Origin of the sequence: Pseudomonas sp. B20(2017), assembly GCF_002113125.1 — a bacterium.
Taxonomy (GTDB): Bacteria; Pseudomonadota; Gammaproteobacteria; order Pseudomonadales; family Pseudomonadaceae; genus Aquipseudomonas.
The window spans coordinates 150,159-177,155 of sequence record NZ_NEJP01000006.1; the positions used below are offsets into that span (position 1 = coordinate 150,159).

Consider the following 26,997-nt stretch of genomic DNA (forward strand, 5'->3'; position numbering starts at 1 on the left):
CAATCAGTGCAGGCAGTCACCGGTTTCAGCGCTCAACTGCTCAAGCCAAGCGGCCCTGCACTCTTCCGCTTCATTACGACTCGCGAAAGCGGTGCCGCGGCGTTCGCCATTGAGCAGCACCACCCAGCAGACACTCTGCCCCATCGCGCGCAGTCCGGCGGGTACACCGCTGCCGATCATCACCGCGACATCGACTCTGCATTGCATGCTGACCTCCCAACTTCATTAGCAACCTAACTATGCGGGCATGTTAATGAAGTGGATCAAGAGGAAACAGCAACGCCGCTGCACAGCATAATTGCAGTTCCGGCAACAATGCCTCAGCGCGGCTTCTCCGGTTTGTAGCCCAGACGCAATCCACCCCAGTGGCGTCCCTTGACGATGATAGGCACCGACAGGTCGTGCATCAGTTCGCCGGTATCGCGGGTGTAAGTCTGCAACAGCACCGGTTGCTGATGGCTGCCGCAACGGATACCGGTGCGGTCGGCGAATTTGCGTTTGGTGCGGTTGTTGACGGTATCGACCTGCACATCTCCGGTCAGCGGTTGGCTGAACGCTTGATTGTGGGTCGGCACGTAACCCTGCTGCGTACAGGCGATGGCGAACACCAGACCTTCGTGGCGCGGCAGCAACGGTTCCTGAATCGCCGGCAGCACCTGATCGGTGTAGCGGTCGAAACGGGTCTGGAACTTGGCGGGCTGGGTGTCGGGAATCGGCTGATACTGGCGGTCGAACAGGTCTTCAAGACTGATGCGCCCTTGCTCGACGTCAGCCTCGAAGCGCGCGGCAATCTGGCTGGCCCCTTCGCGGGCGAGGTCGTAGATGCGCTGGTGATAGTCATCCAGCCCGACCTCGGCCAAGCGTTCGCTGATGGTTTCTGCCTGCCCTTCCATCTGCACGGCCGCTTCGGCCAGGCGACGAGTCTGTTGGTCGCTGATCGCCAGATCGCTGCGCATCTGCTCGATGGCGGTGAACAGACTGTCGAGCTGTTCACGATTGGTTTCCGCGCCTCGGGCGATTTCGCCAACCTGGGTTTCCACCCCGGCCGCCAGTCGCGCAATGTTTTCCAGGTGCTGACCGGTGTGTTCGACCTGCTCGACGCCGGTGTGCAAATCGTCAGAGAGCTGGCGGATTTGCTCCACCACCTGCGCCGTGCGTTGCTGGATGTCGGCGACCATCTCGCCCACTTCGCCGGTGGCTGTCGCGGTTCGGGCAGCCAGACCGCGCACTTCATCCGCCACCACGGCAAAACCACGACCGTGCTCGCCGGCCCGGGCCGCTTCTATCGCGGCGTTCAATGCCAGCAGATTGGTCTGGCTGGCGATGGACTGAATCACCAGCGTCACGCGTTGAATGTCATCGCTGCGCTGGCTCAAGGCTTCGATCAGTTCACGGCTGGCATTGGCGCGCTGGCTGAGCTGATGCATGCGCGAGATCGAATCCACCAGTTCGGCGCGCCCCGCCGCGCTGCTGTGATGGGCTTCGCTGGCAGCGCCCAATGCCTCGCGGCTGAGCTGCGAAGTGGCCTGCTCAGTGGCGATCATGACTTCAGCGTTGTTGACGATCTGCGCGGCGGCGTCGAGTTGCGATTGCAGCTTGCCGGCCAGCTCCTTGACGGAAAACGCCACGCCAGCGGCTGACAGCGCGTTATGACTGGTGGTGTAGGAAAGGTCGCGAGTCAGCTCGGACATCGCGTTGCTGCTATCGACCGGTTGCGTATCGGGGACGGCCCGGGAACGCAGGCGCGGCAGCCAGATGATCAGTACCGCCAGCGGCATGCCGACGTACAAGGGCCACTCGCCCAGAGTCATCCCGGTCAGCAACAGCATCAGGGCGATGCTTTGCAAGGTCGGCGTCAGCCAGCGATTCTTCGGCAAAACAACTGGTGCAGGCAGAGCCGCAACCAGAGATCCATCTCTCGTCATTTTGTAACCCCACGCTTGTTCTCATTGTTGTGACTGCATTAAACGCCACTACAACGCCATTATCCATGGTCCGTTAGTCGTGGGTCTGTGGCAGGTCAATGGAATGGCGCGGGGACTTTCCGGCAGACGAGAAAAAGCAAAGATCGCAGCCTTTTGCAGCTTCCGGAGAAACTGCAAAAGGCTGCGATCTTTTCGCGACGACCCGCATTGAAGGGGTCGCCTCAGGAATCAGGCCTGACGCTGGTGCTTGTCGATCTGCTCGTGACGCTCTTGAGCTTCGATGCAGTACTTGGTGGTCGGGCTGATCAGCAGGCGTTTCAGGCCGATCGGCTCGCCGCTGTCGTCGCACCAGCCAAAGCTGTCTTCCTTGATACGCTCAAGGGCCTGCTCGAGTTGCGGCAGCATGCGCTGGTCGCGATCGATCGCGTTTACCAGCCAGGTGCGCTCTTCTTCCACCGATGCGGCGTCCGCCGGGTCAGCCGGGGTGTCCAGGCTTTCGATGGCAATACGGTTCTGCTCAATGCGCTCATGGGTTTCGACTTTCATGTTCTGCAACAGCTCTTGAAAGAAAGCGTGTTGCTCGGCATTCATGTAGTCATCTGCCGGCATGGCCAGCAACTTGTCCTTTGTCATTGATATCTCTATAAAAAACGTGCATTAAGGCGAATTAGGGAGCGTTCCGGCGAACCGCCTGCGGTCATCGGAAAGGCATCGTTTATTGCAAACGCCACCCGGCACTCAATTTACGAAGGGGCGGCAGTCTAAGGCCCGTTTGAGGCCTCAGCAACTGTAAATACCGGGAATTTGTCCGACAAGGCTCGGAAACTGCTCTGACACAAGCTTCACAGCGCTCATCGGAGTGCGTTTATAGCAAGAAATTCAGTCGAGCGGCTGTATATAGAAGACAAACGTCGGACGAGCGGCGCTTTGTCGCAATTCGTTACGGTCGGTCACCGCAAAACCCACCCCTCGCAAAGACTGACAAATCCCCCCAACCTCGGCTACGTTATGCCCTCCCCGGTTCGACTTGAAGGAACGCGTCATGAAACTGATCGGCATGTTGGACTCCCCTTACGTGCGCCGCGTGGCGATCTCCGCCAAATGCCTGGGGATCGAACTGGAACACGACCCGGTCTCGGTGTTCCGTCACTTCGAGCGTTTCCAGCAGATCAACCCGGTGGTCAAGGCGCCGACCCTGGTACTCGATGACGGCGAAGTGCTGATCGACTCGACCCTGATCCTCGACTATCTCGAAGCCCTGTCCGGCAAAACCCTGCTGCCAACCGACCTGCCGCAACGGGTCAAAGCCCTGCGCCTGATCGGCCTCGGCCTCGCCGCCTGCGAAAAAGCCGTGCAGCTCTACTACGAACGCAACCTGCGCCCGGCCGACATTCAATACCAGCCGTGGGTCGAACGCGTCGAAGGTCAACTCGCCGCCGCCTTCACCGCCCTCGAACACGAACTCGAAAAACACCCATTGCCCACCGACAGCCCGCTCCAGCAGGACGGCATCACCCTCGCCGTCGCCTGGAGCTTCACCGGCCTCGTCGTCCCCGACCAGATCGACGCGGAGCGCTTCCCGCGCGTCGCCCAATACACCGCGTACGCCGAAAACACCCAGGCGTTCATCAGCACCCCGATGACCTGACCATGAGCGCCAACGAAACCGCCGCCCCGGCCCTGAAAGAAATCTTCAACGCCGAACGCCTGCAACACATCGCCACTGAAATGAGCGCCGTGTATCCGGCGTTCAAGGCCAAGGCGTTTCTTAAACACGTCAACGAAGGCCTCGCCGACCTCTCCGTCATGCAACGCATGGCCCGCGTCAGCGAAAGCCTGCACGCGGTGCTGCCGCTGGATTACGCAGATTCCCTCGCTGTGCTGCGCGAACTTGCCCCGCGACTGAACAGCGGCTTCGTCAGCATGTGCCTGCCGCACTACGTCGCGAGCTACGGCGCGCACGCGTTCGACACCTCGATGGAAGCCCTGAAGTACTTCACCACCTTCGGCTCCTCCGAATTCGCCATCCGCCACTTCCTGCGCAGCGACCTGGAACGCTCGCTGGAACTGATGCACGACTGGGCGCGTGACGAAAACCATCACGTCCGCCGCCTCGCCAGCGAAGGCAGCCGCCCTCGCCTGCCGTGGTCATTTCGACTGGAACCGGTGCAGGCTGATCCGCTGTTGGCTGCCGGAATTCTTGACCGGTTGAAGGCGGATGAAAGTTTGTACGTGCGCAAGTCCGTGGCGAATCATTTGAACGACGTGACGAAAGAGCATCCGGAGTGGGTGCTGGATACGGTTGAGGGATGGTCGCTGGAGAACAAACACACGGCGTGGATTGCCAAACATGCGTTGCGGAGTTTGATCAAACAGGGGGATTTGCGGGCGCTCACTGTGATCGGTGCAGGGGCCAAGGCTGAGGTTGAGTTGCTGGATGTGAAGGTGGAACCGGCGGTTGTGCGGCTTGGGGAGACGATCACTTTGTCGTTTACCGTGCGATCGTTGGTGCCAGCTGAACAGCGGCTGGTGATTGATTATGCGATTGACTATGTGAAGGCGAATGGCGGGACGTCGGCGAAGGTTTTCAAGTTGAAGACGTTGGAGTTGGCGGGGTTTGGGAGTGAGATTGTGGCGCGGCGGCAGGTGATTAAGGATTTCACTACGCGCAAGCACTATGCGGGGGTACATGCGGTGCATGTGGTGCTTAATGGGGAGCGGTTGGGGAGTACAGCGGTTGACATCGATTTTTGACGGACTGAAAGATTCTCTCTGACGTTGCTCTCGTACGTGGACTAGCCAACAAAAAAATCCAAGAACCTGGCCATGAAGCTTAAACAAATAGTCGATTGCTTTTTTAAATATGCGATTGAACGGAGAAATCCGTATAGCAGCTTCCCCCTTACCACTGAAATCGATGAGTTTGGCGGGCCGTATGTTGAAATTTCCGACTCAGGAAAACTGGCTATCGTTGCGCGAGATCGCGGTTATGAAGTGTTGAGAAAAGAGACAACATCACCAGAGGAGCTGGCTAAATGGGTGTATGAAATGTTCAACAAGAGATAAAACTTCACACCTATGCGTCATTCCGACTAATCCAACTCGACGTTTTCAACTCTTCGCAACCGATCAAAAATTTACGACTTTACTTTCTGACTGATTTTGACCAAAAGTATCTAAACACGCTTGGCACCCCTTCACAGCCGGCTTCAGGCGGGAAGGAAGGTCAAACTGTCAAGATTGATCTCGGCGTAAGAACCTATATCCCCCTTGTAAAGCGAGACCCTGGACACGCCCAGCTCGGACTGTAAAAGCTCGACTAACGTTCTTAGCTTTTTGTTTTTAGACATCGACGTCGGACGCACTACCGCTGCCTGTCCGGGTTCGTCATCGTAAATCCTGATCAGAAACATATCCTCTTCGCTCTGTATTTCGTAGTTATAACCACGATACTCATACCCGAGGTCGTGGTCGACGTCATCAAAGCGAGTAACTTTTATTATCTTCAAAGTGGCATCCAGTATCCGATCACTATAGAAGGATCATTTCAAAAATAAAAATGGGGACGCATCTATTTATCAAAATACCCACCCTGTATCTTTCCGACTCGCCTCCATTTTCAAGAATTACCAACTGCCATACGGAATGCCAAATTTCTCGATGTAGCGCTTGGACTTTTCACTGACCGGATAAGCGTAACGTCCTTCGTTCTTGCCCTGACTTGGCCCTAACGGCTCGATCTCTGCTTGCGCCCGAGCGACCTTGATCGCCTTATGACACGAGTCTTTAACCCAAGCCTGCACCACCCCGCCGGGCGCCAGCCCCAAGTAAACCGACGCCATAAACCGCGCCTCTCGTTCAGGTGTTTGCGGGCAACGTTTGCTGGTGGACTCCACCATCAATTGTCTGGCGTGTTCTGGAATATCCACCCAGGCTTGCCAGGTTTTCTTTTCAACGATTGACTGCCATCGAACATATATCCGAACGGGAAGATCGGCACCCACTACTCGTTTCCCGCTGCCGTCCACTATTGACCAGCCGCGAGCCGACTCGGTGCCGTCCTCTGGCTCGCCACCGGCTGCGGAGCCGCCATTGGCCTTGAAGTAGACCTTGCCGGTAACGTCCTGCACAGAACTGTCCTCCACCCAAACCTGCATGTAATCAGGTTCGATGAATGCCAATTCCCACCATTCGGATTTGGGGTCGTTTTTACCTGATAGAGCGTCAGCAGACTGGCAGCCAGCCATGAACAACGCGCAAAACAGGGTGACAAGTAATTTCATTACCAGAGCGTCCAGTCAGGTACGTGAGGATGTTGTACGCGAATCGAGTCTGCGGTAGGAGCATTGATATAGACCGCTCTCATTCCGCTGCCATCTCTGCGGCCAAGGGGATGGTTCCAGTTTGCGGACGTGTGAATGTACTTCAGTTTCAACAGCCTTTCTTCTTGCGGAGTAACGCTGTAGTCACCCGCCAAGAACCGATCACACAACGCTTGAAGCTCTGAAGGAACAGCCAATTCCGGTGTATCCGGAATGTCTTTAAAGCGAACACCCTTCTCTTTCGCCAACCGGTGCATCAAGCGCAAGTACACCCGGGAGAGCATGCCACTCACTGGACGTTTTAGTTGGACGGCGGAGTACACACGCTTCAGGCGTGGGCTGAGCCGATCGTCTAATGCATTCGGCAAGGGCAGCGCGGCGGGTGTGACAATCTCCAGCTTTTCCGCAGGCCAACCTTTGGCAAGCAACTGGTCCTTCACTATCTCTGCATCACGATAAATCGAGGTTGTCACAACATCAGTATTCTGCGACACGTCCAAACTTTGCATTGGACTGACGAGTACATTCTCTTGTGCTTCTTCGAGGTAACCACCCCCAAGGTCGGAATGAACTCCCGGTAAAACGATTTCCAAATGATCGGGCTTGACGCGACTCAAAGCGAAATTCGCCCGGCATTCATCGCGCGCAGTCAGTTGGACGACATCGCTGAAATAACGACGATCCAAGTACAACCTGATGCCAGTGGCAACAGGGCTTTTGATATTGCCCAAATTCGACCATCCAGCAATCGAGGGTACGGTGTCGAACAGACCAATGAAGCCCATGTTGATGCTGCTTTTGTATTGATCATTGAAAGTAGGACTGAAACTTCTCGCACTATTGCGCATCACATCCCCGAGAGGCCCCTGCTTTCCGCGTGCAACTTCATTGGCAAAATGCCGAGCGGCAGCAGCTCCCCGGCTGAAACCGAACGTATCGAATGTCAGAGAAGTAATTTCGCTCTCAGGATGGCTAGCCAGTACCCCTTCAATACGCAGTTTGATCTCTGAAAACGAAAGCTGAACACGACCTGCAACCCCCGTCTCACCTCGACCAGTACCAGCCCCAAGCGTGCTGTCCTCCATGCCTGAGCGGGTACCGATCCCCTCGACATACACCATGCGAAAGGCTTGTTTCTGCGACCCCTCTCCTTCGGCTTTCTGAGGTGCGTAATACAAGTCACTCAGTTTCTGCACATTGCTGGTGTCGTTACCGTAGCTGCTATCCGGATCACTCATATACGGCTTGCAACTGGCATCAATGTCCTTAGCCGCAATCGGATGATGAGCACCACACAGAAGCCCGGCCGCCGCGTTATTGGCATTATTCCCCGTACCATCGAAGAACACTCCGATCCGCAGGGCAATGCCGATTTTTTCACGAGCCGATGCCGGTTCCTTCCCGTGTTTCTCGTATTCAGCCCAATGTTGGGCATGAATATCGACGGGGTCGGTTCCTTTGTTGCGATAGTTTTTAGGCGGGTTGGGAATGTAGCCACTCAATCCTTGATTCCTTCTTCTGATCCTTGAAGAACGGGCCGAAGGGTGACAGCGGAAATCGGGGGGCGCAAGGCGTGGCCGCGTGCCAGCACCTGGCGCTCTTTCTCCCTGCCTGCAATGGTGGCGCTGAGCCACGAATGATAAGGTTCAGCGTCAAAACCAGGGACGACACCTCGTGCACAAACAATGCCTTGCAGCAGCCGTAACCTTCGCCATCAGTTTTTCCGCCCTTGCCTCTCCTGTGCCGCAGGAAGAGCTCGAAGAGTGCCAACGAATAGAAAACTCGGCCAAACAGGTCATGAAAACCAGGCAGCAAGGCGTGCCCATGGCTTCGGTGTTGGAACTGGCCGAAGCGGCAGGTAAGCAGAACGAGTATGTGGGTGAGGTGTTCAAGTCGTTGATCCGCGAGGCGTACGAGATTCCTCAATACTCAAGCGAGAGCTTGCAGCAGAAAGCGATCAGCGATTTCCATTCCAATTTCTACAAGGCTTGCATCGTGACGGCGGAAAAGAGAGCAAACGCCAACGGCTGAGCTTAACGAACAAAAAAAGGGAGCAGATTCAGGTAATGAATCTGCTCCCTTTTTACTGAAGGACAGCCTTAAGTCTTCAGTTCGACGTTATCCAACGCCTGATTTACCGCCAATTCCCCAAGCATCACAATCTGCGCAATCCCTATCGCGGTCTTACGGTGAGCGGGCTCCAGCGTGGTCGCAAAGTTGTTCAGCATTTCGCTGGCCGAACCGAGGGATTCACTGGCGTTGGCGAGCAGTGATTCGGTGTCGTACGCCGGATTGGCCAGGTACATCGGATCGTGTTTGTGGTGACTACCCATGACCCGTTGCTGTGGAGTGAGGTAATGATCGAGTGCGCGTTCGGCGGCTTCGTTCAGGGTTCGGGAGTCGGGGAATTTGTAGGGTGATACCGGATCGGTTTCCGGGGGATTCGGTGTGGGTTTGATCATGGTGAAACTCCTGATTTTCACTAGGAGCTACCAGCATCACTTGCAGATGATGGGTGGCAGCCATGTGCGGGTCTGCAAGACCGGGAAACCAGGCACCCGGCAGACCCGAGGGTCTCCCGCACAAAGCCGCCATTGAGCGGACGCGAACGAGCGTCCTTTTGGCAGGCTGTGCAACTGGTTTTCCGGCGGGCTTGCAGACCCGATCACTGATGGGCAGTGACGGGAATCAAGTTACGGTCGGAGGTCCAGACGCACAAGCCGGCGGATTCTGTCTTAGGTGTAGGGGACGGCGCAAGGCGCTGTGGGCATCTGGGTGTGACTTCAGGACTGATTTAAACAACCAATGCGCAGGGCGTTTAACTCCGGATAAAAGCCGGGCTGTCACCCAGTCCGGCTCGCTCGTCACAAAATCATGTTTTCAGTTTCCGGACCAAAGAGCCCCATCACCTTCTCCAGCCGTAAAAGCCGCCCCCTCAATGTGATAAACCTGCGGCTCCTCTGAAAAATACCTCTCAAGTCCCAGCATAAAGACCCTGTGATCCTCCCCCGCCTCAAACTCCGTATGAGCCTTCAGCGACTCCCACCGCACGATCAAGTTGAACCGCTCCGGCGTTTCAATCCCCTGCGCAAGCATGTGCCCGCCGTACCCGTTCGAGCGGCGGAGCAAAGGCGCAACCTCGGCAAATGCACGTCTGAACTCATCAACACGTTCTTTATAAACGGGCAACAAAGCGATCTCATAAATCATGACGCATCCCCCGCAGAACCCGCCCGAAGCGACGGCTCAACCGCAATCGCAATCTTCCCTTGAAGACCGTTGTTGGGACTTTCCAGCCGAGCATGGGCAAGCGGAATCTCCGCAAGCGAATACACCGCGCCAACATGTGGCCGCAGTTGACCGCGCTCCACCAGGGCACTCAACTCATCGAGCTTGCCGCGGTTCTGGCGGGTGAAAACGAAGTGATAGCTCGCGTTCTTGCCCCAGGCCTGGACGAGGTTTTGTGGTTTGCCGATGTCGACGATCGAGACCACGCGGCCAAGTTGTGCGAGGGCGTCGGGGCTGCGCGAGAGGGTGTCGCCGCCGATGGTGTCGAATACCACGTCCACTCCGAGGCCATTGGTTTCTCGCAGGATGGCGTCGACGTAGTCGCCCTTTTCGTAGTCGATGATCACATCGGCGCCCATACGGCGGACGAACTCGGCGTTTGCTTCGCGCGCGGTGGTGAACACTTTGGCGCCCATCGCTTTGGCGAGCTGGATGGCGACGTGTCCGACGCCGCCTGCGCCACCGTGGATCAGAATGCTCTCCCCCACTCTGAGCGCTGCCCGCACGATCAAGGCTTCCCACGCCGTCCCACCCACCAGACTCAGGGTGGCCGCTTCGAGATGGCTCAGCGAGGAAGGTTTTTTGCCGATGATGCTGGCGGACGCCACGTGGTACTCGGCATAGCTGCCGGGGCCGTCGAAGATTTGTGGCGTGTACCAGACTTCGTCGCCCGGCGCGAAAGCCGTCACGCCGGGGCCGACGGCTTCGACTACGCCGGAGACGTCATGTCCGGTGATGGCCGGCAGTTGCACCAGATCCTGATAGTCGCCGCGTCGGACTTGATAATCCAATGGATTGATCGAGGTGGCGTATACCCGGACAAGTACTTCCCCCGCTTCCGGCACGGGCTTGGGTACGTCGCAAAGTGCGAACGATTCCGGGTTGCCAAATGATTCAAGCAGCATCGCTTTCATGGTGAATCCTCGTATCGACAATAAGGGATATCGAGATATCTCGATATCATGCGGTAAATTTTTTTACAGCTCTTTCCCTATGACCTCGGCCAAAGCGCTGATGTTGGCTTCATTGCGCTTGTAGTAGGTCCACTGACCGATGCGCCTGACTTCAACCAGTCCCACGCGCTGCAGCGTTGCAAGATAACCGGACACCGTTGACTGCGAGAGTCCGATGCCCTCTTGAATACTGCTCACACACACGCCCACCGTGTGAACGTCACCCTCATCCTGCGGGGGGAAATTCTTTACGGGGTCTTTCAAGCCTTTCAGGATTTCAAGCCGTACCGGGTTTGAGAGTGCTTTGAATACTTCGATCAGGTCCATGCCGCGAGAATATCGAGATTATTCGATATGTCAATACGCTGTTTGACCCACGACAAGCCTCCCGCCTGCCGACAGCTCGGCAAAGCTCGTCAAACCGCCAGAACGCAGCAAGGCACCTGATAAAGAATGTGCTCGGTGGTACTGCCCAACCACTTGCTCAGACCCCGCTTGCGAACCCTGCCCATCACGATGACATCGACATGCTGCTCGTCGGCGAACTCGCTCAGCACGGTGACTGCCCGGCCTTCAATGAAGTGGCGCTGACTGGAGGCCACACCGGAATGCCCGGCCAGTCGAAGAAACGATTTTTGCAGGTCCTCGCGCAGTGACCGGGTCAGCTCGGCCAGCGGCAATCCGCCCATGTCCGCCAGGTACCCGGCGGAAATATCGCAGGCATAGAGCAAGTGCAACTCGGCGTCGCACTGAATGGCCAGGGCATTGGCCTGCCGGATGATCTGCTCGTTCAACGAGTTGTCGTCGGACTCGATATCCGACACCTCGACCGCCGCCAGCACTTTGCGAGGCAATACATAGCCGCTTCCGCCCACCAGATAGACAGGTACCGGACAATCGCGCAGTAATTGCCAGTCCAGCGGCGTGTAAAACGCGCGTCTGAGGGCGGACACCTGTTCGATTTCCTTGATCAGCAGATCGGGCTCATACGCTTTGACGTGATCAAGGATGCGCTGCTCCACATCAGCGGCCCATTCCACTTCGATGGTCACCTCGATCCGCCTGCCGCGCAGATTGACCGCCCGGGCCTCCAGCGTTTGCCGATGATCCTGAAGAAATGCCTCGCGCGCCTGTTGCCGGTTGCCTGTTTCCAGCAGCGACAAACCGTCGAGCGAAGGAATCAGCGCCAATATGTGCAAACGCGCGCCGCTGGCCCTGGCCAGCGCTGCTGCATGATTGATCGCGCCGGACTCGCGCAGGAGCGGATTGATGATCAGCAGCAACCGCTGATACTGGCTCATGGCAACCTCTCGTCAGCTGAGTGACTGTCTACGCCGGCTCTGACGCCCGGCCCCACTGCCAGAATGCTACCGGGTACCGAATACAATGCCCGTTCGGTAGTGCTGCCGATCAATCGATCGATACCGGTCCGGTGTACGGTGCCCATCACGACCACATCCGCCACGTATTGCTCGACAAACTCGCTGATGACCGGCACCGGCAGCCCCATCACAAAATGGCGTCGCTCGGGTGGAATCTCGTAGCGTTCAGCCAGATTGATGAACGCCTGATGCAGGGACTGCCGCAGCTCCTCGACAAAATCCATTCCCCACCCGGCACCGACCAGCGGCGCATCGCCATTGAATGCCGGTGACAGGTCATAAGCGTAGAGCAGGTGCATGGGCGCGTCGCATTGCGCGGCCAGCGCGTTGGCGGTCTGAATGATGGTGTCATTCAGACCGCTGATCTGGGTCTCTGGATCGAACGGATCCACGGCCGCAACGATGCGATGCGGCAGGCTGTAACGGACCTCGTTGACCAGATGCACGGGCACGGGGCACTCGCGCAGCAAATGGCAATCCAGCGGCGTGATGAAAACCCGTTTAAGCAGGGGTTCCATCGCCACGTCTTTGATCAATACATCAGGATTGAGGTCTGCGACAGCCCGCAAAATGTCCAGTTGCGGGTGCGTGGTGAACACCACCTCCACTGTCACCTTCAATCCCTGTCCTGAAAGTTGCTCAAGCTGATCGGCAACCCAGCGACGATGGTGACGCAGGTATCGCTGATAGCCGGCCTCGTCGATTTTGTCCTCCCACAGCCGGACAACCGGGGCCGGCTCAGTGAATACCCGAACATCCAGCGCCGCCCCGCTCGCCTTGGCCAGCGCCACTGCGCGCAGCATGGCGGGCGTCTGATGCAGGGTTCGGTCGGCGACCAGCAGCAAACGTTGATATTGCCCCATCACACACCTCCGCAAGACAACCACAGGCTTTGAGACTGAGCCTGACTGCCGGCGCGCAGTTGATTTACATCAACTGCGGACGATTCAACATCGCCGGTCTCTGACCCAGATCAGATTCCTGCCCTTCGAGCGGCGTAGAAAGAAAGCGACTGCGGGGCGCTGTGTCCCGTGCCCGTCTCCAAAACCGCAGGGAGGTTCTCCTCATGCTCACCGTCAAAGACCACAACGAACGAGCCGCCGTTGCCTATGCCTCGATCGCCGGCCAACACTGGATCGAAGCACTCAAGGACGGTCGTCATGTACTGATCCGGCCTCTTTCGGAAAAGGATCGGGAACGCGAATATGCGTTCATCAAACGCTTGTCTCCCGAGTCGCGACATATGCGCTTTCTGGCGCAGATCAACGAACCGTCGGGCACGATGCTGGACCAATTGATGGACACCGATAATCGCCTGCGCCTGGCTTATGTAGCGCTGGTGTACGACAACGGTCAATTGATCGAAATCGGCGTAAGCCGCTATGCCGCCACGGGTGAACACGAGTGCGAATGCGCCGTTACCGTTGCCGATGAATGGACGCATCTGGGGTTGGGGACATTATTGATGGAGCACTTGATCACGGCGGCGCGCAAGAATGGAATGCACCGAATGTACTCGGTCGATGCCGCCAGCAACGCCCAAATGCGGGACCTGGCCCGGACGTTGGGGTTTGAACGAAACAGCGATCCTGAAGATCCTCGCCAGGTCATTCACAGCCTGTACTTGTAGCCTCTGCGGCCGGCGAACGTCCAAACGGGCGATCGCCGGCGCTTCGGCGCTAAAGCCCCCTGCCCGGCTTGATCGCCAACACACTGCACGGTGCCCGCTGCAGGAGCTGTTCGGCGGTGGTGCCCAGCCGTTTGCTCATGCCTTTGTGCTGCACCGTACCCGCGACGATGACGTCGACATTCTGCTCTTCGACGAATCGGCAAATGGCCGGCACCGGCACACCTTCGATGAAATGGCGACAGTCCGTCGACACGCCGTGACGCTCGGCCATCGCGGCAAACGCCTCATGCTGTGCCGTCCCCAATGCCTCGTAGATGCCGGTGGCCAGCGGTAACGCGCCGAAACCGTAGTCTTGCGCATACGCGGCGGTCCAATCGTAAACGTGCAATAACTGCAGCCGGGCATTGCACACCTCGGCCAGCTTCGATGCCGCGTCGATGATCTGGTCGTAGAACAGCAGATCCTGATCTTCGCTGCGCAGCACGTCGATGATCGCCAGAACATGACGGGGGCGTGGGTTCAAGGCATTGGTCACCAAGTGTGCCGGAATCGGGCAGTCGCGCAGCAGTTGCCAGTCCAGCGGGGTGAAGAACACCCGTTTCAGGGCCGACTCTTCATGGGCATCCTTGATGATCATCACCAGCGGCATTTCATTGATGAATTGCACAATCTCCGCGTACGGTTCCTGAACCCACACCACTTCGCTCGTGACGACGATCCCGTGTCCACGCATCCGGGTCGCCTGTTCTTCGAGCCAATGGCGATGCTTCTCCAGGTAGGCGTCACGGACCACTGCCACCTGGTCGGGGGCAAACAGTCCGGCCACGGCCAGCGCCTGCAAATAATCGAACGCCACGATATGCAGCGGTCTTTGCAGCGCCTGGGCCAATGCCAAGGCACGATCGAATGCCGGCGTGTGGTCCATGGCGGATGGAGCGATCAGCAGCAGGCGGGGTTCCTGTGACATGGTGCACCTCGACATTGAGCGATGGCAGGGAATTAAACTCACGCTGGCCCTTTTACCGACAACCACTTTGATTTTTGTCAGTGTCCGGTCAAATCGTCGCTTGATTCACCAGCAGACCGGCCCACATGGCAGCGGTCAGCAGAATCTGGCCGGGTATGACATACGCGGCAAAACGTCGTCCGCCACTGATCCAGGCCACCAGGCATTTGCTCAATGCGTTGCTGCTGACCGCCAGCAGCACGGGTGGCGCAATGGCGCTGTAAGCCAACAGACCACCCTTGGCGAGGGTGGCAATCGAAGCCGTGGAAGAATGCGCATCGGCGAATCCGCTGAGTACGGCGGTCAGCATCACGCCCGCCTCGCCAAAGTAGTCGAGCATCAACGAAGACAAGAACGTCACCCCGGCCATGGTCAACGTGACCGCCAGCGCGAGTTTGAGATTGAACGCCCCGCCGACCTTGATCGGCTGGTTCGCAGCGACCGCAGGTTTGGGGAACAGCAAACACATACTGAACAGTAGCGTAACGATGATTCCGGCCAGCAACGGTCCCCACAGGTGCGGCAACAGCGCGGTGTCGACCGCGCCGAGGATCAGCGCGACCTGCGCCGCCGTGGCCAGGTTCGACAGCAGGGCCGCCGAACTCAATACTTTGAGGTGCTCCGGGTCTTTGCGGGCGATGTGCCCCATCGCCGCGATCGTCATGGTGCTGGAGGCGAAACCGGAGGCGATGGCGCTGACCGCATAGCCGTAGCGCACCCCCAACGTGCGCACGGCGATATGCCCGATGGCGCCGACGGCCATCAGCAACACGGTCAATGTGCAAAGGGTGCGCAGGTTTAGCGCCGAGTAGGGGCCGATGAACCGGTCAGGCGTCAGCGGCAACACCACCAGCGCTGCGATCAGCAGCACCAGCCCATCGCGCATCTCCGCTTCGCTCAACTGGCTGCGGGCGAAATGATGGAGTTTCTGCCGGTAAGCCAACAGCCCCGCCATGACCACGCCAACGGCGATTGCCAATTCCGGCGCTGTACCACACAGCGCGCCCAGTACCAGCACCGTGAGCAAGGCCACTTCGCTGGTTACCCCTGGATCACTGCTCAGGCTGCGCCAATAAGCCACGCTGATCAGCACCGCCAGACAGCCGCCCACAATGCCCACCAGCAGCGCGCCGCCCACTTGCATCGCGACGTAACCCAGCAACGCCGTGATCGCAAATGTGCGCAACCCGGCGCAGGCACGGCTGTCGCCGCGCCCTTTGTGCCGCTCGCGCTCCAGACCGACCAGCATGCCGATCCCCAGCGCCGCGGCGGCTCCGGCCAGACCCAGTGCGTTAGTCATAGCGCGACGGGATCACGGGCGCGCGCGACCTTTGGTCGTGCAACCGGCGCTGTATCGACAATTGTTGGCCACACATGAGGCGCATCGATCCTTGCCTTGAGCTGATCGACAAAAGATTGCGCAGCGACCTTGCTGTCAAACCTGACCACGAACGCATCCATTCGCACGATCCATTGGTCGCCGCTTGGTCCACTGATTTCAATGTTCATCGATCACCTCCAATCGCCGAAGACAATCCGACATGCAGTCACCGTTACACCCCTCGATGCAGTGTCGTGAGCTCGCCATGAGTGGCCGTCGCCGATGCCCTTGAGCGCCTCGGTATCAAGCGAGCATCGCGGTCATCTGCCGGGGTGGGCGCTGAACCAGACTGCGCCGGGCTAGGCGACCGACCCTTGATAATGATCAACAATCCACGCCGCAAACGGTTGGGGGAATCCCTGCGTCAGCGCTGCCGATCCATATCGAAGTCACATCGAGCCAGATCCACGCTGTCGCGATACTCCGGCACCGACACCGGCCATCCCAGTTCCAGGCTGATGCGGCGGCGCAGCGTGTCGGAAGCGTTTGGTTCACCGTGCACCACGAAGGTGTGTTTCGGCGGCCGCTTGAATCCACGCAACCACTGCATGATTTCATCGGCGTCGGCATGCGCCGACAGGGTTTGCATGGGCACCACCTCGGCGTTGATGGGTACGTCCCTGCCATGGATGCGTACGCTGGGAGCGCCCGCGACAATCTGCGCCCCACGGGTGCCACCGGCCTGAAAGCCCGGCATCAACAATGTGTTGAGCGGGTTGGGAGCCAGCGCCTTGAGATGATGGACGACCCGCCCTCCCGTCGCCATGCCGCTGGCAGCAATGATCACTGCCGGCGTGCGCAGTTGATCAAGCTCTCTCGAGTCCTGGACCGTCCGGACAAACTGCGCGACATGGCACATGCCGTCGCAGTCCTGCGCAGACAATTTGTGCTCGCTGCGAAATCGCTGATACAGGTCCGTGACATCAGTAGCCATGGGGCTGTTAAGGTAGACAGGAAGATCGGGAATCGCTTTTGTACGTTTCAATTGATACAGGTGATACATCAGCAATTGGGCACGTCCGACTGCGAACGATGGCACCAGCGTGATGCCTCGGCGCAACGCAGTACGGTTGATGACCTTGGCCAACTGTTGATGCGGTGATTCGGCTGGATGCTTACGGTCGCCGTACGTTGACTCCACCAGCAGAAAATCTGCTTGCTCGATCGTTTCCGGGGCAAGCATCAAGGGATCATCCGGTCGGCCAAGATCTCCTGAAAACACCAGGGACTGTCCGTCGGCAACCACCGTGACCGTTGCTGCACCCAGGATATGCCCGGCGCAGTGTAGTTCGATGGTCATGCCGGGGATGATTTGAACCTTGTGACGCAACTCCACCGGCCGTAACAGTTTCAATGCTTGTGCCGCGTCTTGTTCGGTGTAAAGCGGCAGCGCCGGATTGTGCTTGGAGAAACCATGCCGATTGGCGAACTCAGCCTCCTCTTCCTGCAATCGACCGCTGTCCAGCAACAGGATTTTTACCAGTTCACAGGTCGCTGGTGTGGCGTAGACCGGGCCGCGATAACCATTGCGTACCAATACCGGCAGATAGCCGCTGTGATCGAGATGGGCATGGGTCAGCACAACCGCGTCAAGACCGCCGAGAGGGAGCGGGAACGGGTCGCGGTTGTGCAGTCGCAGTTGCTTGTAGCCCTGGAACAGGCCGCAATCGACCAGCACATGTTGCTCATGATGTTCCAGCAAATACTTGCTGCCCGTCACCGTGCCCGCAGCACCCAGAAATGTGATTCGCATGGCCGTTTCCTTGAACGCTCAGAGGAGCACTATTGAGCGCTCCTTTTGGCTCGGGAGCCGTTGATTTTTATCAACTGCTGACCTGACAACGCTCACTTTCAATCGGAGGGCTGCGGCGACTTGACGATCATCAGACTGCAGGGAGCCTGGTTCAACAGGCTCTCGACGGTACTGCCGATGAGCCGGTGTTTGCCGTCGGGATAGAGCATCCCCAGAACCACCATGTCAAAAGCGTGCTGCCGGGCAAACAGCCCGATGACCTTTCGCGGGATGCCGGTCAGCGAGTGTCTGCATGAACTCGGGATGCCATAGCGTTCAGCGAGTGCTTCGAAAGCTTCTTGCTGAGCGTCCTCGATTGCGTCTTTCAGACTGTCGTCCAGGCTGCCTGTCGGCACACTTGCGGTCCCCTCATCCATGACCGCCCAGCAACCGACATTGAGCAGGTGCAGCGCCGCGCCGCAATCGGCCGCCAGCCTGCAAGCAAGGTCAAGTATCCGGTCGTTCAACCCCCGCGTCAGTGCTTCCAGATGCGACAGATCGACCGCCGCAAGGATCTTCATTGGCCTGGCATGCCCGGCGCGAGTCACCAGATGCAGATGTGCCGGACATTCGCGCAGCAAGCGCCAGTCCAGCGAGCGATGGAAAGCCCGGTCGAGAGCCGGGACGCAATGGGTATCCTTGACGACCAGGTCCGGATGAAAGTCGTTCACGTACTCAAGCACGTGCGCCAGGTTCGATCTGGCCCAGACCACTTCAGTGGTCACGTTCAGGCCGATGCATCGTTTGAAGCGGGCCTGCTGCTCCAGCCAGTGCCGATGCACTTGCAGATACCCTTCCCGCGCCTGGGCCATTGCCTCGGGCGCAAACAGTCCGGCCGCTGCCAGCACCGGGACATAATCGAACGCGACGATGTGCAACAGCGCTCCGCCTGCACAAGCCAGCGCACAGGCGCGCTCAAACGCCGGGGTCAGGGTCATTTCACCAGGGGCTATCAATAGAATGCGTTTGAGTTTGAGCACCACGTGCCTCTCCCTGAAACGTTTACCTTGAAGATTGCAAACCTGATTTCCTGAAGAGCGACAGGGGCGTGAGTTTCTCTGCGTGTGACCACAATCAGGAAACGCTGCCGTTCAAGTATCTGGCGGCACACGTCTGAATCACTGATTTTTATCAACTGTATGAGATACGTCGCCACACTGATTCATGGCTGGTTTCTGATGCACGTGAATGTCTGACAGCCCGGATCCATTCGTCGTTTGACGACGTTTTTTCCGTGCCAATGGCGACCCGAGAACTATGCTGAACAGGCTGAAAGTGAGGGCTTTTCGGTGGCAGAAACTCGCTCTTGTCGCAATCAACAACTCAAAACGGCGTGCTCCAGTTGCAGCGTGCTGGAGTTGTGTCTGCCGCTCGGTTTGAGCGGTGGGGAAATCGAGCGCCTGGACACGCTGATCACCCAGCGACTGAAGGTCAAGAAAGGCGCTGCGCTCTACCGTGCCGGTGACCCTTTACGCTCGCTCTATGCCGTGCGGCTGGGGTCGTTCAAGACCAGCGTGCTGTCGATCGACGGTCGCGAGCAAGTCACCGGATTCCAGATTGCCGGTGAAATGCTCGGTCTGGACGCCATCAGTTCGGATCTGCACACCTGCGATGCAGTCGCGCTGGAAGACAGCGAAGTCTGCCCCATCCATTTCGGTCATCTGGAAAAACTGAGCCGGGAGCTGCCGTCACTGCAGCACAACCTGAACAAAATCCTCAGCCGGGAAATCGTTCGCGATCACGACATGCTGATGATGCTGGGCAACATGAATTCGGATGAACGCCTCGCGGCGTTCCTGTTGAACCTGTCGCAACGCTTGAACTCCCGGGGTTATTCGTCCCGCTGCTTTGTGTTGAAGATGCGTCGGGAGGAGATCGGCTCCTACCTGGGCCTGCGCCTGGAAACCGTCTGTCGCGGCATCGCCCACCTGCGCGACCTGGAGCTGGTGGAAATCACCGGCCGCGACGTCACCATTCAGAACATGGACGGGCTCAAGCAGTTGGTCGCCGGCTGCCATCGTCACCTGCCGTGAGTTGGCCGACGGGCTGCCGCACCGTTACCTTCACGGTGTAATCGCCACTTTCATCACCCCGTCACGCTGGTGCGCAAACAAGTCATAGGCCGCTTCGATGTCATCCAGTTTGAATCGGTGAGTCACCAGCGGTGACAGGTCAACCATGCCGCTCTGCACAACTGCCATTAAACGCCGCATACGTTCTTTTCCGCCGGGGCACAGGGTGGTAACGATGCTGTAATCGCCCAACCCTGCGGCAAAGGCGTCGAGCGGTATGTGCAGATTGCTCGAGTAAACGCCCAGGCTCGACAATCGACCGCCCGGACGCAGCACGCGCAATGCCGATTCAAAGGTGCCTTGCGTGCCCAGTGCCTCGATCGCGACATCGACGCCGCGCCCGTCGGTCAGGGCCATGATCTGCTCGACCACATCGCCCTCCCGGAAATTGACGACATGGGTTGCTCCCAGACGATGCGCCACCGTCATGCGCTCGGCCACGGCATCGACACCGATAATCGTGCTGGCGCCCTTGAGCCGGGCACCGGCCACCGCACACAGGCCGATGGGCCCCAGGGCAAACACGGCGACTGTGTCGCCGATACTCACCTCACCCCGTTCGGCACCGGAGAAACCGGTGGACATGATGTCCGGACACATGAGTACCTGCTCATCACTGAGGCCATCGGGAATCGGGCAAAGATTGGCCAAGGCATCGGGCACCAGTACGTACTCGGCCTGGCAGCCATCGATGGTATTGCCGAATTTCCACCCGCCGATGGCCCGGAAACCATGGCGAGTGTCCGGCCCGTCCTGAGAACCACAACCACACAGGCACGCATAACTTTGACCGCTGGGGGTGATGGCGCCGGCAATCACGCGCTGCCCTTCTGCGAATCCACGCACCTGCGAACCCAGACGCTCAATGATGCCCACTGGCTCGTGACCGACCGTCAGCCCTTTCGCCACCGGGTACTCGCCCCGCAGGATATGTACATCCGTACCGCAAATGGTCGTGGTGGTTATTCGGACCAGAGCGTCCAGCGGGCCGACCTCGGGGATCGGTTTTTCATCCAGCACGATGCGATTGTTTTCGACAAAAATGGCGGCTTTCATGGTGGCCATGAGCATTCTCCTGAGCGATTCGACTCTTGGCCCAGCCTGCGCCGCACTCCCTGAGCGGCACTTGATAATGATCAACAATCGACGACATCCACGACGATTGACCATCAGTCTGTCGTGTTCTGCCGGCCACCCATTGTTTGACAAAGATCAAACGCCCAACTCAGGCACGGCGCAGCCTGTGACCATCGGTTCAAAGCGTCCTGCCAAAGGAGAGTCGTCATGTCAGAGCAATCGCGTTACATGCTGGTCGCCCCACCCCTGATGGAAAACAACCCGGCTTTCGAGCGTGCGGCGGCACTGGCCAAAGCGGCGGGCGCGGCCCTGCACATCGTGGCTTTCGATTACCTCGAAGGTCTGGCGACCGCCAGCATGGTCAACGAGCAAGCACTGGAGCAGATGCGGATCGGCTATATCGAGCGTCATCGTCAGTGGCTCGAAGAGCGGGCGCACTCGATGCGCAAGCTCGGGGTCACCGTCACCACGGAAGTGGTATGGGTGGAACGGCCGTTACAGGAAATCCTCATTCACCTCCGGGAACAGCCCATGGCGGCGCTGATCAAGGCGCTGGAGCCAGAATCGTTCCTTTCACGTTTGATGTTCACCCCGCTGGATATTCACTTGCTGCGCGAATGCCCGGTGCCGCTACATTTCGTCAGCCATGTCGGGCATGCCCTGCCGCGCAAGATCCTGGCCGCCGTAGATCCGTTCCACCGTGACGGGCAATACGCCGGTTTCAACGACCGGATCCTGCGCGAGGCTGCCAGACTGGCCAGCCTGTGCAATGCCGAACTCGACGTGCTGTATGCCCATGATCTGTCTTCGATCAGCGCCAATGAATTCGGCTTCGACAATGCCTCGGCATTCTTCTCCTCCAGCGCCGCCAAATCGCTGTTCGATGCCCAGGCCGCTGCGTTTCGTGAACTCGCCGAGCGCAACGGTATTCCAGACGAGCGTCAGCACATGGTCATGGGTAACCCGGCCAAGGTGCTCTGCAGTTACGCAAGCGGATATGACATCGACATGATCGTCATGGGACGTGTCGGCCATCACGGCGTAGATCGGCTGGTCGGCAGTACGGTCGAACACCTGCTGTACAAGATTCCGTGCAGCGTTTGGGTCGTAGCGCCCGAACATCTGGCCGACTGAGCAGGCTTGCGCCTCAGGAGCGAGTGCGTCCTCCCAGCATGCGGTCAAGGGTGTCGTCACCTACCCAGTAGTGGTGGAACAGTCCGGCGGCCGCATGCAGACCGATCAACCAGTAACCGGCACTGCCGATCAGCTCATGCCAGTGCTTGAGTTGCTTGGCCAGGTCGGTATCCACCGCCAGCGGCGACGGCAGATGAAAGCCGAAATACGGGAAAGGTTTGTCACCGGTCGCCAGCATCAGCCAGGCCAGCACCGGCGTGGCGATCATCAGCCCGTACAGGGCCAGGTGCATCAGGTGCGCGATTGCCGTCTGCCAGGCAGGCGGTTTGGGGGTGATCGGCGGACGCGGCGTCAGGCGGCCAAACAGGCGCACCCACACCAGGACGAAAATGCTCGCGCCGAACATTCCGTGCAGGCCCATTAACAGGCCTCGCGCTTCGCTGCCTCGGGGCATGAAGCCTTTGATTTCAACGCAGGCATATACGCCGACGAACAGCGCCAGCATCAGCCAGTGCAAGGTGATCGACAGTTTTCCATAACGGGGTGCGGCCATGTCGCGGGTCATAGTTGCCTCGTGATTGTTGTAAGCGACGGCCGACTCGTTCGGCTGTCTCGATCCGGTTGTGCCGGGCGAACCGACGGCGTCACCCTGCCCTGACAGTCTTAAGACAATCTGAAGATCTGTCGTTCGTTAACCTTTTTTCACCTTCAGACTTCGTTAAGAAATGGTCCGGATACTCCACTCAAACCTATTGAGGGAGGCGTTCAGCCCATGCCCGATTCTGACTGGAACATCCCCCTGCCCCTGCGTTTTGGCCAAGGCGAAACACCGCAGATGCAGCTGTCGAGCGCCCAACCCGGCGACGCTCAACGGGCGGCGTTCGAAGCGTTTATTCAACAACGCTTTCGCAAGGCCCACGGCGCCGATATCCGCCATTTCATGCCCGAACTGTTTGGTGTGCACAACGACTCCGGCGACTTGTGTGCGGTGGCCGGGGTACGTCGTGCGCACCTTGAACCGTTGTTCCTTGAACGCTACCTGGACGAGCCGATCGAGCCGTTGATCAGCGCAGCCGCCGAGCGACCGGTGGAGCGCAGCGCGATTGTCGAAGTCGGCAACCTTGCCGCCAACGACACCGGCAGCGCACGCCTGAGCATCATTGCCATCACTTACCTGTTGGCCATGGGCGGTCTGGAATGGGTGACCTTCACCGGCAATATCGGACTGGTCAACAGCTTCCATCGCCTGGGTCTGAAACCCGTGACACTGTGCGCCGCCGACCCGGAACGCCTGGGCGATGACCGTCACCACTGGGGCAGTTACTACGAAAGCAAACCCTGGGTGCACGTGGGCAATATCCGCGCCGGTTTCATCCATCTGCGCAACATCGGTCTGTTCAGCCGGCTGGGATTGCCGACGTCTATCGAAGGAGCTTGCCATGTCGCTTGAACGGCAACGATTCCAGGAAACCCTGCGCAGCCATGCAGGGCGCAATGACAACGCGCTGGCGTTATGGGGCGATACCCTGAAAGTCAGTTACACGACGCTGTACGCCGAAGTGATGTACCGCCAGCAACGCTTGCGCGATGAAAACGTGAAGGTCATTGCCCTGGCACTGGACAACGGTGTCGAGGCCATACTCTGGGATCTGGCGGCGTTGTTTGAAGGCTTGACGTGCGTGACCCTGCCGCCGTTCTTCAGTCCGGCACAACGCGCCCATTGCCTGGAACAAAGCCAGGCCGAGCGGGTGATCGCTGAACCGGAGTTGAAGAGCGAACTGCTCTGCGTCGGTTATGAACAACGCGGTGAATTCTGGTGCCGCGCTTTTGAAGGCCCGAACCGCCTGCCAGTCGGCACCGCCAAACTGACGTTTACCTCCGGGACCACCGGTACACCGAAGGGCGTGTGCCTGAGCGCCGACAGTCTGCTGCGGGTCGCTCGGGAGCTGGAAGACGCCAGCAAACCCACAGCCCCTCAGCATCACGTGGCGTTGCTGCCGCTGGCGATCCTGCTGGAGAACCTCGGCTGTTACGCCGCGCTGTACGCCGGCGCGACGCTGAGCGTGCCGAGCCAGAAAACCCTGGGCATCCAGGGCGCCAGCGGCGTCGACCTGCCGCGCTTGCTGGGCTGTCTGGCCAGCCGGGCACCCGAGAGCCTGATTCTGGTACCGCAATTGCTTTTGCTGTTGGTCAGCGCTGCCGAACAGAAAGCCTTCGATCCGCAATCACTGCGTTTTGCCGCCGTTGGTGGCGCACGGGTTTCCGAGGATCTGCTGCACCGAGCGCAACGGGTCGGCCTGCCGGTCTACGAAGGCTACGGCTTGTCCGAGTGCGCCTCGGTGGTCTGCCTCAACCGACCCGGCGAACGTCGTCCGGGCAGTGTCGGGCGGCCCCTGCCCCATGTCGACGTGCGCCTTGCCGAAGACGGAGAGGTGTTGATCAAAGGCTCGACCTTGCTCGGTTACCTTGGCGAACCGGCGTACAGCGATGAATGGTGGCCCAGCGGCGATCTGGGCGAGTTCGACCCGGAAGGTTTTCTCTACCTCAAGGGCCGCAAGAAGCATCAGTTCGTTACCAGTTTCGGGCGCAACGTCAACCCGGAATGGGTCGAGTCCGAACTGACTCAGCGCCAGCACATCGCCCAGGCCTTTGTGTATGGCGAGGCCATGCCACACAACCATGCCCTGCTCTGGCCGTACCGTCCGGACTGCACCGATGCACAGTTGGCGGCTGCCGTCGCCGCTGCCAACGAGGCCTTGCCTGATTACGCCCAGGTGCATCACTGGACACGCCTCGAACAACCTTTCACGGCCACCAACGGCCTGCTCACCGCCAACGGTCGTCCGCGCCGCGATGCCATCGTCGCGCAATACCGCACCGTGCTCACCGAATCCGTCCTTTGCGAGGAAAACGCACAATGAGTTTTTTCGACACCCTGCAAGAAGCCACACAGCAGGAACGCCACGAGCTGTTCAACCTGCCGATCATCCTCGATGCGCTGCAAGGCAAGGTCAGCCTTGAAAGCTATCGCGCGTTTCTTGCCCAGGCCTACTACCACGTTCGTCACACCGTACCGTTGATGATGGCCTGCGGTGCGCGCCTGCCGACGCACCTGGAATGGTTGCGCAAAGCCGTTTGCGAATACATCGAAGACGAATACGGCCATGAGCAATGGGTGCTCAACGACATTGAGGCCTGTGGCGGTGACCGGAACGCGGTGCGTGATGGCCAGCCGTCGCTGCCGATCGAGCTGATGGTCAGTTTTCTTTACGACCTGATCGCCCGAGGCAATCCGGTGGGTCTGTTTGGCATGGTCAACGTGCTCGAGGGCACCAGCATCGCCCTGGCCACCCATGCGGCGGGCAGCATCCGCGAACGTCTGGCCCTGCCGGAAACGGCGTTCAGCTACCTCAGTTCCCACGGTTCGCTCGACATCGAGCACATGCAAACCTATCGCCGGCTGATGAATCAGCTGGAAGATCCGGCCGACCAGGCGGCGGTGATCCATGCCTCGAAAGTCGTCTATCGGCTCTACACCGACATGTTCCGCGGCCTGCCCCGTGACGCGGAGGCTCAACATGCAGCTGCATGAAGCCCGTGTGGTGTTGACCGGTGCCAGCGGCGGCATCGGGATAGCGATCACGCGTGCCCTGTGCGCTGCCGGTGCGCAGGTCCTGGCGGTCGCGCGGCATCAGGAATCGCTGCGCCCGTTGCTTGACCTTTATCCGCAGAACTTGTGCTGGGTCGCTGCCGACCTGACGGTCCTCAGCGACCGCCGCAACGTGCTGGCCGCCGCCGAGGCCATCGGCGGCATCAACCTGCTGATCAACGCCGCCGGGGTCAATCATTTCGCAATGCTGGAACAGCTCGACGACAGCGACATCAACGCCATGCTGGCGGTGAACATCAGTGCGCCGATCTGCCTGACCAAGCTGTTGCTGCCGCTGCTCAAGCAGGCCGACAGTGCCATGGTGGTCAACGTCGGCTCGACCTATGGTTCGATCGGTTATCCCGGTTATGCCAGTTACTGCGCGACCAAGTTTGCCTTGCGCGGATTTTCCGAGGCCTTGCGCCGAGAGTTGGCGGATACCCGGGTCGGTGTGTTGTACGTGGCGCCCCGCGCCACGCGCACCGCCATGAACAGCCCCGCCGCCCAAGCCTTGAATGACGCACTCAAATCCAGCGTCGACGACCCGCAAGCCGTCGCGAATGCCGTGATCCATGCGATCGCCGGTGATCGCCGTGACCTCTATCTGGGCTGGCCGGAGCGCTTTTTCGTACGCCTCAACAGCCTGCTGCCCAATCTGGTGGATCGCGGCTTGCGCAAGCAATTGCCGTTGATCCGTCGCCTGAGTGAAAAACCCGAGAACGAGACGCCAAAACCATGAAAAAACTTCTCGCCTGTGTGTTGTTGGGCGCCCTCAGTCAAAGTGTCTGGGCACTGGACGCCGCCGATCAGCAACGCCTCAACGGCATCCAGCAGAGCTGGGCGCACATCCAATACGAAATACCGGAAAAACAGCGCGCCGCTGCGTTTGAACAGTTGGCCGTCCAGGCAACGCATTTCGCCACGGAACGTCCGGCCGTCGCCGAGGCCTGGATCTGGAAAGGCATCGTCACCAGCAGTTGGGCCGGTGCCGAGGGAGGATTGGGGGCTTTGGGTAAAGCGAAGGACGCCAAGGCTGATCTGGAAAAATCCCTGACCCTCGACCCCAAAGCGCTGCAAGGTTCGGCCTACACCAGCCTCGCCGCGCTGTACGACCGGGTGCCGGGCTGGCCGATCGGTTTCGGCGACAGCGACAAGGCCGAACAACTGCTCAAACAGGCCCTGCAACTCAACCCCGAGGGGATCGACAGTCTGTACTTCTGGGGCGATCACCTTTACCGTCAAAAACGCTACGCTGAAGCCAGAGCAGCGCTGCTCAAGGCTCTGCAAGCCGCTCCGCGCCCGGGCCGGGAAAGTGCCGATGCCGGGCGCCGCAAAGAAATCGCCGCATTACTGGTGGACGTAAACAAGAAACTCGACTGACAGGAG

30 protein-coding genes are annotated in these 26,997 nt (G+C 59.0%); 12 read left to right on the top strand and 18 right to left on the bottom strand.

From position 1 onward, the window contains the following. Positions 1 to 3: 3 nt before the first annotated feature. The 3 genes from CAF63_RS10910 to CAF63_RS10920 form a co-directional block, all read right to left on the bottom strand. Complete coding sequence (locus tag CAF63_RS10910) at positions 4 to 207, bottom strand: hypothetical protein (protein WP_085687728.1); 204 nt, start codon at positions 205 to 207, stop codon at positions 4 to 6. Positions 208 to 320: 113 nt separating this feature from the next. Continuing rightward, positions 321 to 1,925 (bottom strand): methyl-accepting chemotaxis protein, encoded by a 1,605-nt coding sequence (locus CAF63_RS10915; RefSeq protein WP_085687726.1) that lies wholly within the window; start codon positions 1,923 to 1,925, stop codon positions 321 to 323. 228 nt (positions 1,926 to 2,153) lie between these two features. Further along, positions 2,154 to 2,558, bottom strand: a complete 405-nt coding sequence (locus CAF63_RS10920) for a TraR/DksA C4-type zinc finger protein (RefSeq protein ID WP_039767046.1) — start codon at positions 2,556 to 2,558, stop codon at positions 2,154 to 2,156. 409 nt (positions 2,559 to 2,967) lie between these two features. Between CAF63_RS10920 and CAF63_RS10925 the strand changes: the two genes are divergently transcribed. From CAF63_RS10925 to CAF63_RS10935, 3 genes are all read left to right on the top strand, one after another. Next, positions 2,968 to 3,573, top strand: coding sequence for a glutathione S-transferase (locus CAF63_RS10925; protein WP_085687724.1), 606 nt, complete (start codon positions 2,968 to 2,970; stop codon positions 3,571 to 3,573). Positions 3,574 to 3,575: 2 nt separating this feature from the next. Continuing rightward, positions 3,576 to 4,679, top strand: coding sequence for a DNA alkylation repair protein (locus CAF63_RS10930; RefSeq protein ID WP_085687722.1), 1,104 nt, complete (start codon positions 3,576 to 3,578; stop codon positions 4,677 to 4,679). A gap of 72 nt (positions 4,680 to 4,751) precedes the next feature. Continuing rightward, positions 4,752 to 4,991, top strand: a complete 240-nt coding sequence (locus CAF63_RS10935; protein ID WP_011334704.1) for a hypothetical protein — start codon at positions 4,752 to 4,754, stop codon at positions 4,989 to 4,991. Between the two features lie 560 nt (positions 4,992 to 5,551). Here the strand turns inward: CAF63_RS10935 and CAF63_RS10945 are convergent. After that, positions 5,552 to 6,208: a DUF2931 family protein gene (locus CAF63_RS10945; RefSeq protein ID WP_085687718.1), complete on the bottom strand. Its 657-nt coding sequence runs from the start codon at positions 6,206 to 6,208 to the stop codon at positions 5,552 to 5,554. Then, positions 6,208 to 7,749: a phospholipase effector Tle1 domain-containing protein gene (locus CAF63_RS10950; RefSeq protein WP_085687716.1), complete on the bottom strand. Its 1,542-nt coding sequence runs from the start codon at positions 7,747 to 7,749 to the stop codon at positions 6,208 to 6,210. The genes CAF63_RS10945 and CAF63_RS10950 overlap by 1 nt, the downstream gene beginning before the upstream one ends. Before the next feature lie 172 nt (positions 7,750 to 7,921). Here CAF63_RS10950 and CAF63_RS10955 point away from each other — a divergent pair, with 172 nt between their 5' ends. Next, entirely contained in the window at positions 7,922 to 8,278 is a 357-nt protein-coding gene (locus CAF63_RS10955; protein WP_039767675.1) for a hypothetical protein, read from the top strand. A 68-nt stretch (positions 8,279 to 8,346) separates the two neighbouring features. On the opposite strand, the gene CAF63_RS10960 is transcribed toward CAF63_RS10955, so the two are convergent. The 6 genes from CAF63_RS10960 to CAF63_RS10985 form a co-directional block, all read right to left on the bottom strand. Further along, on the bottom strand, positions 8,347 to 8,709 hold the full coding sequence (locus tag CAF63_RS10960) for a DUF6124 family protein (protein ID WP_085687714.1): 363 nt from the start codon (positions 8,707 to 8,709) through the stop codon (positions 8,347 to 8,349). Between the two features lie 418 nt (positions 8,710 to 9,127). After that, positions 9,128 to 9,457, bottom strand: coding sequence for an antibiotic biosynthesis monooxygenase (locus tag CAF63_RS10965; RefSeq protein WP_085687711.1), 330 nt, complete (start codon positions 9,455 to 9,457; stop codon positions 9,128 to 9,130). Continuing rightward, positions 9,454 to 10,449 (bottom strand): zinc-dependent alcohol dehydrogenase family protein, encoded by a 996-nt coding sequence (locus CAF63_RS10970; protein WP_085687709.1) that lies wholly within the window; start codon positions 10,447 to 10,449, stop codon positions 9,454 to 9,456. Before CAF63_RS10970 ends, CAF63_RS10965 begins: the two co-directional genes overlap by 4 nt. Before the next feature lie 63 nt (positions 10,450 to 10,512). Beyond that, positions 10,513 to 10,815, bottom strand: a complete 303-nt coding sequence (locus CAF63_RS10975) for a helix-turn-helix transcriptional regulator (RefSeq protein WP_007950555.1) — start codon at positions 10,813 to 10,815, stop codon at positions 10,513 to 10,515. 89 nt (positions 10,816 to 10,904) lie between these two features. Continuing rightward, a complete protein-coding gene (locus CAF63_RS10980; RefSeq protein WP_085687707.1) occupies positions 10,905 to 11,789 on the bottom strand; it encodes a universal stress protein in 885 nt (294 codons plus the stop codon). Then, a complete protein-coding gene (locus CAF63_RS10985) occupies positions 11,786 to 12,733 on the bottom strand; it encodes a universal stress protein (RefSeq protein ID WP_085687705.1) in 948 nt (315 codons plus the stop codon). Before CAF63_RS10985 ends, CAF63_RS10980 begins: the two co-directional genes overlap by 4 nt. Before the next feature lie 203 nt (positions 12,734 to 12,936). On the opposite strand from CAF63_RS10985, the gene CAF63_RS10990 reads away from it, so the two are divergent. Further along, complete coding sequence (locus tag CAF63_RS10990) at positions 12,937 to 13,500, top strand: GNAT family N-acetyltransferase (protein ID WP_085687702.1); 564 nt, start codon at positions 12,937 to 12,939, stop codon at positions 13,498 to 13,500. Between the two features lie 49 nt (positions 13,501 to 13,549). Here CAF63_RS10990 and CAF63_RS10995 read toward each other — a convergent pair whose 3' ends face one another. The 5 genes from CAF63_RS10995 to CAF63_RS11015 form a co-directional block, all read right to left on the bottom strand. Then, entirely contained in the window at positions 13,550 to 14,467 is a 918-nt protein-coding gene (locus CAF63_RS10995; RefSeq protein WP_085687700.1) for a universal stress protein, read from the bottom strand. A gap of 88 nt (positions 14,468 to 14,555) precedes the next feature. Beyond that, complete coding sequence (locus tag CAF63_RS11000) at positions 14,556 to 15,806, bottom strand: DUF4010 domain-containing protein (RefSeq protein WP_085687698.1); 1,251 nt, start codon at positions 15,804 to 15,806, stop codon at positions 14,556 to 14,558. Beyond that, positions 15,803 to 16,015 carry a hypothetical protein gene (locus CAF63_RS11005; RefSeq protein WP_085687696.1) on the bottom strand — a complete coding sequence of 71 codons (213 nt, stop codon included), beginning with the start codon at positions 16,013 to 16,015 and terminating at the stop codon, positions 15,803 to 15,805. Before CAF63_RS11005 ends, CAF63_RS11000 begins: the two co-directional genes overlap by 4 nt. Positions 16,016 to 16,251: 236 nt before the next feature. Beyond that, positions 16,252 to 17,640, bottom strand: a complete 1,389-nt coding sequence (locus CAF63_RS11010) for an MBL fold metallo-hydrolase RNA specificity domain-containing protein (RefSeq protein WP_085687694.1) — start codon at positions 17,638 to 17,640, stop codon at positions 16,252 to 16,254. Between the two features lie 98 nt (positions 17,641 to 17,738). After that, positions 17,739 to 18,659, bottom strand: a complete 921-nt coding sequence (locus tag CAF63_RS11015; RefSeq protein WP_085687827.1) for a universal stress protein — start codon at positions 18,657 to 18,659, stop codon at positions 17,739 to 17,741. Between the two features lie 309 nt (positions 18,660 to 18,968). On the opposite strand from CAF63_RS11015, the gene fnr reads away from it, so the two are divergent. Next, positions 18,969 to 19,712, top strand: a complete 744-nt coding sequence (gene fnr / locus CAF63_RS11020; RefSeq protein WP_085687692.1) for a fumarate/nitrate reduction transcriptional regulator Fnr — start codon at positions 18,969 to 18,971, stop codon at positions 19,710 to 19,712. Positions 19,713 to 19,742: 30 nt separating this feature from the next. Here fnr and CAF63_RS11025 read toward each other — a convergent pair whose 3' ends face one another. Further along, a complete protein-coding gene (locus CAF63_RS11025) occupies positions 19,743 to 20,816 on the bottom strand; it encodes an NAD(P)-dependent alcohol dehydrogenase (RefSeq protein ID WP_085687690.1) in 1,074 nt (357 codons plus the stop codon). Positions 20,817 to 21,035: 219 nt separating this feature from the next. Between CAF63_RS11025 and CAF63_RS11030 the strand changes: the two genes are divergently transcribed. Further along, positions 21,036 to 21,962, top strand: coding sequence for a universal stress protein (locus tag CAF63_RS11030; protein WP_085687688.1), 927 nt, complete (start codon positions 21,036 to 21,038; stop codon positions 21,960 to 21,962). A gap of 13 nt (positions 21,963 to 21,975) precedes the next feature. Here the strand turns inward: CAF63_RS11030 and CAF63_RS11035 are convergent, their stop codons facing one another. After that, positions 21,976 to 22,527 carry a cytochrome b gene (locus CAF63_RS11035; RefSeq protein WP_085687686.1) on the bottom strand — a complete coding sequence of 184 codons (552 nt, stop codon included), beginning with the start codon at positions 22,525 to 22,527 and terminating at the stop codon, positions 21,976 to 21,978. A 207-nt stretch (positions 22,528 to 22,734) separates the two neighbouring features. Here CAF63_RS11035 and CAF63_RS11040 point away from each other — a divergent pair, with 207 nt between their 5' ends. From CAF63_RS11040 to CAF63_RS11060, 5 genes are read left to right on the top strand one after another with little or no spacing between them, the layout of a single operon-like run. Further along, positions 22,735 to 23,412, top strand: a complete 678-nt coding sequence (locus tag CAF63_RS11040) for a thermostable hemolysin (protein WP_085687684.1) — start codon at positions 22,735 to 22,737, stop codon at positions 23,410 to 23,412. Further along, the gene (locus CAF63_RS11045) at positions 23,402 to 24,883 is read left to right on the top strand and encodes an AMP-binding protein (RefSeq protein ID WP_085687682.1); all 1,482 of its coding nucleotides are present in this window, start codon (positions 23,402 to 23,404) and stop codon (positions 24,881 to 24,883) included. Before CAF63_RS11040 ends, CAF63_RS11045 begins: the two co-directional genes overlap by 11 nt. After that, complete coding sequence (locus CAF63_RS11050) at positions 24,880 to 25,554, top strand: TenA family transcriptional regulator (RefSeq protein ID WP_085687680.1); 675 nt, start codon at positions 24,880 to 24,882, stop codon at positions 25,552 to 25,554. Before CAF63_RS11045 ends, CAF63_RS11050 begins: the two co-directional genes overlap by 4 nt. Beyond that, entirely contained in the window at positions 25,541 to 26,350 is an 810-nt protein-coding gene (locus tag CAF63_RS11055; RefSeq protein ID WP_085687678.1) for an SDR family oxidoreductase, read from the top strand. Before CAF63_RS11050 ends, CAF63_RS11055 begins: the two co-directional genes overlap by 14 nt. Continuing rightward, positions 26,347 to 26,991 (top strand): tetratricopeptide repeat protein, encoded by a 645-nt coding sequence (locus tag CAF63_RS11060; RefSeq protein WP_085687676.1) that lies wholly within the window; start codon positions 26,347 to 26,349, stop codon positions 26,989 to 26,991. Before CAF63_RS11055 ends, CAF63_RS11060 begins: the two co-directional genes overlap by 4 nt. Positions 26,992 to 26,997: the final 6 nt, after the last annotated feature.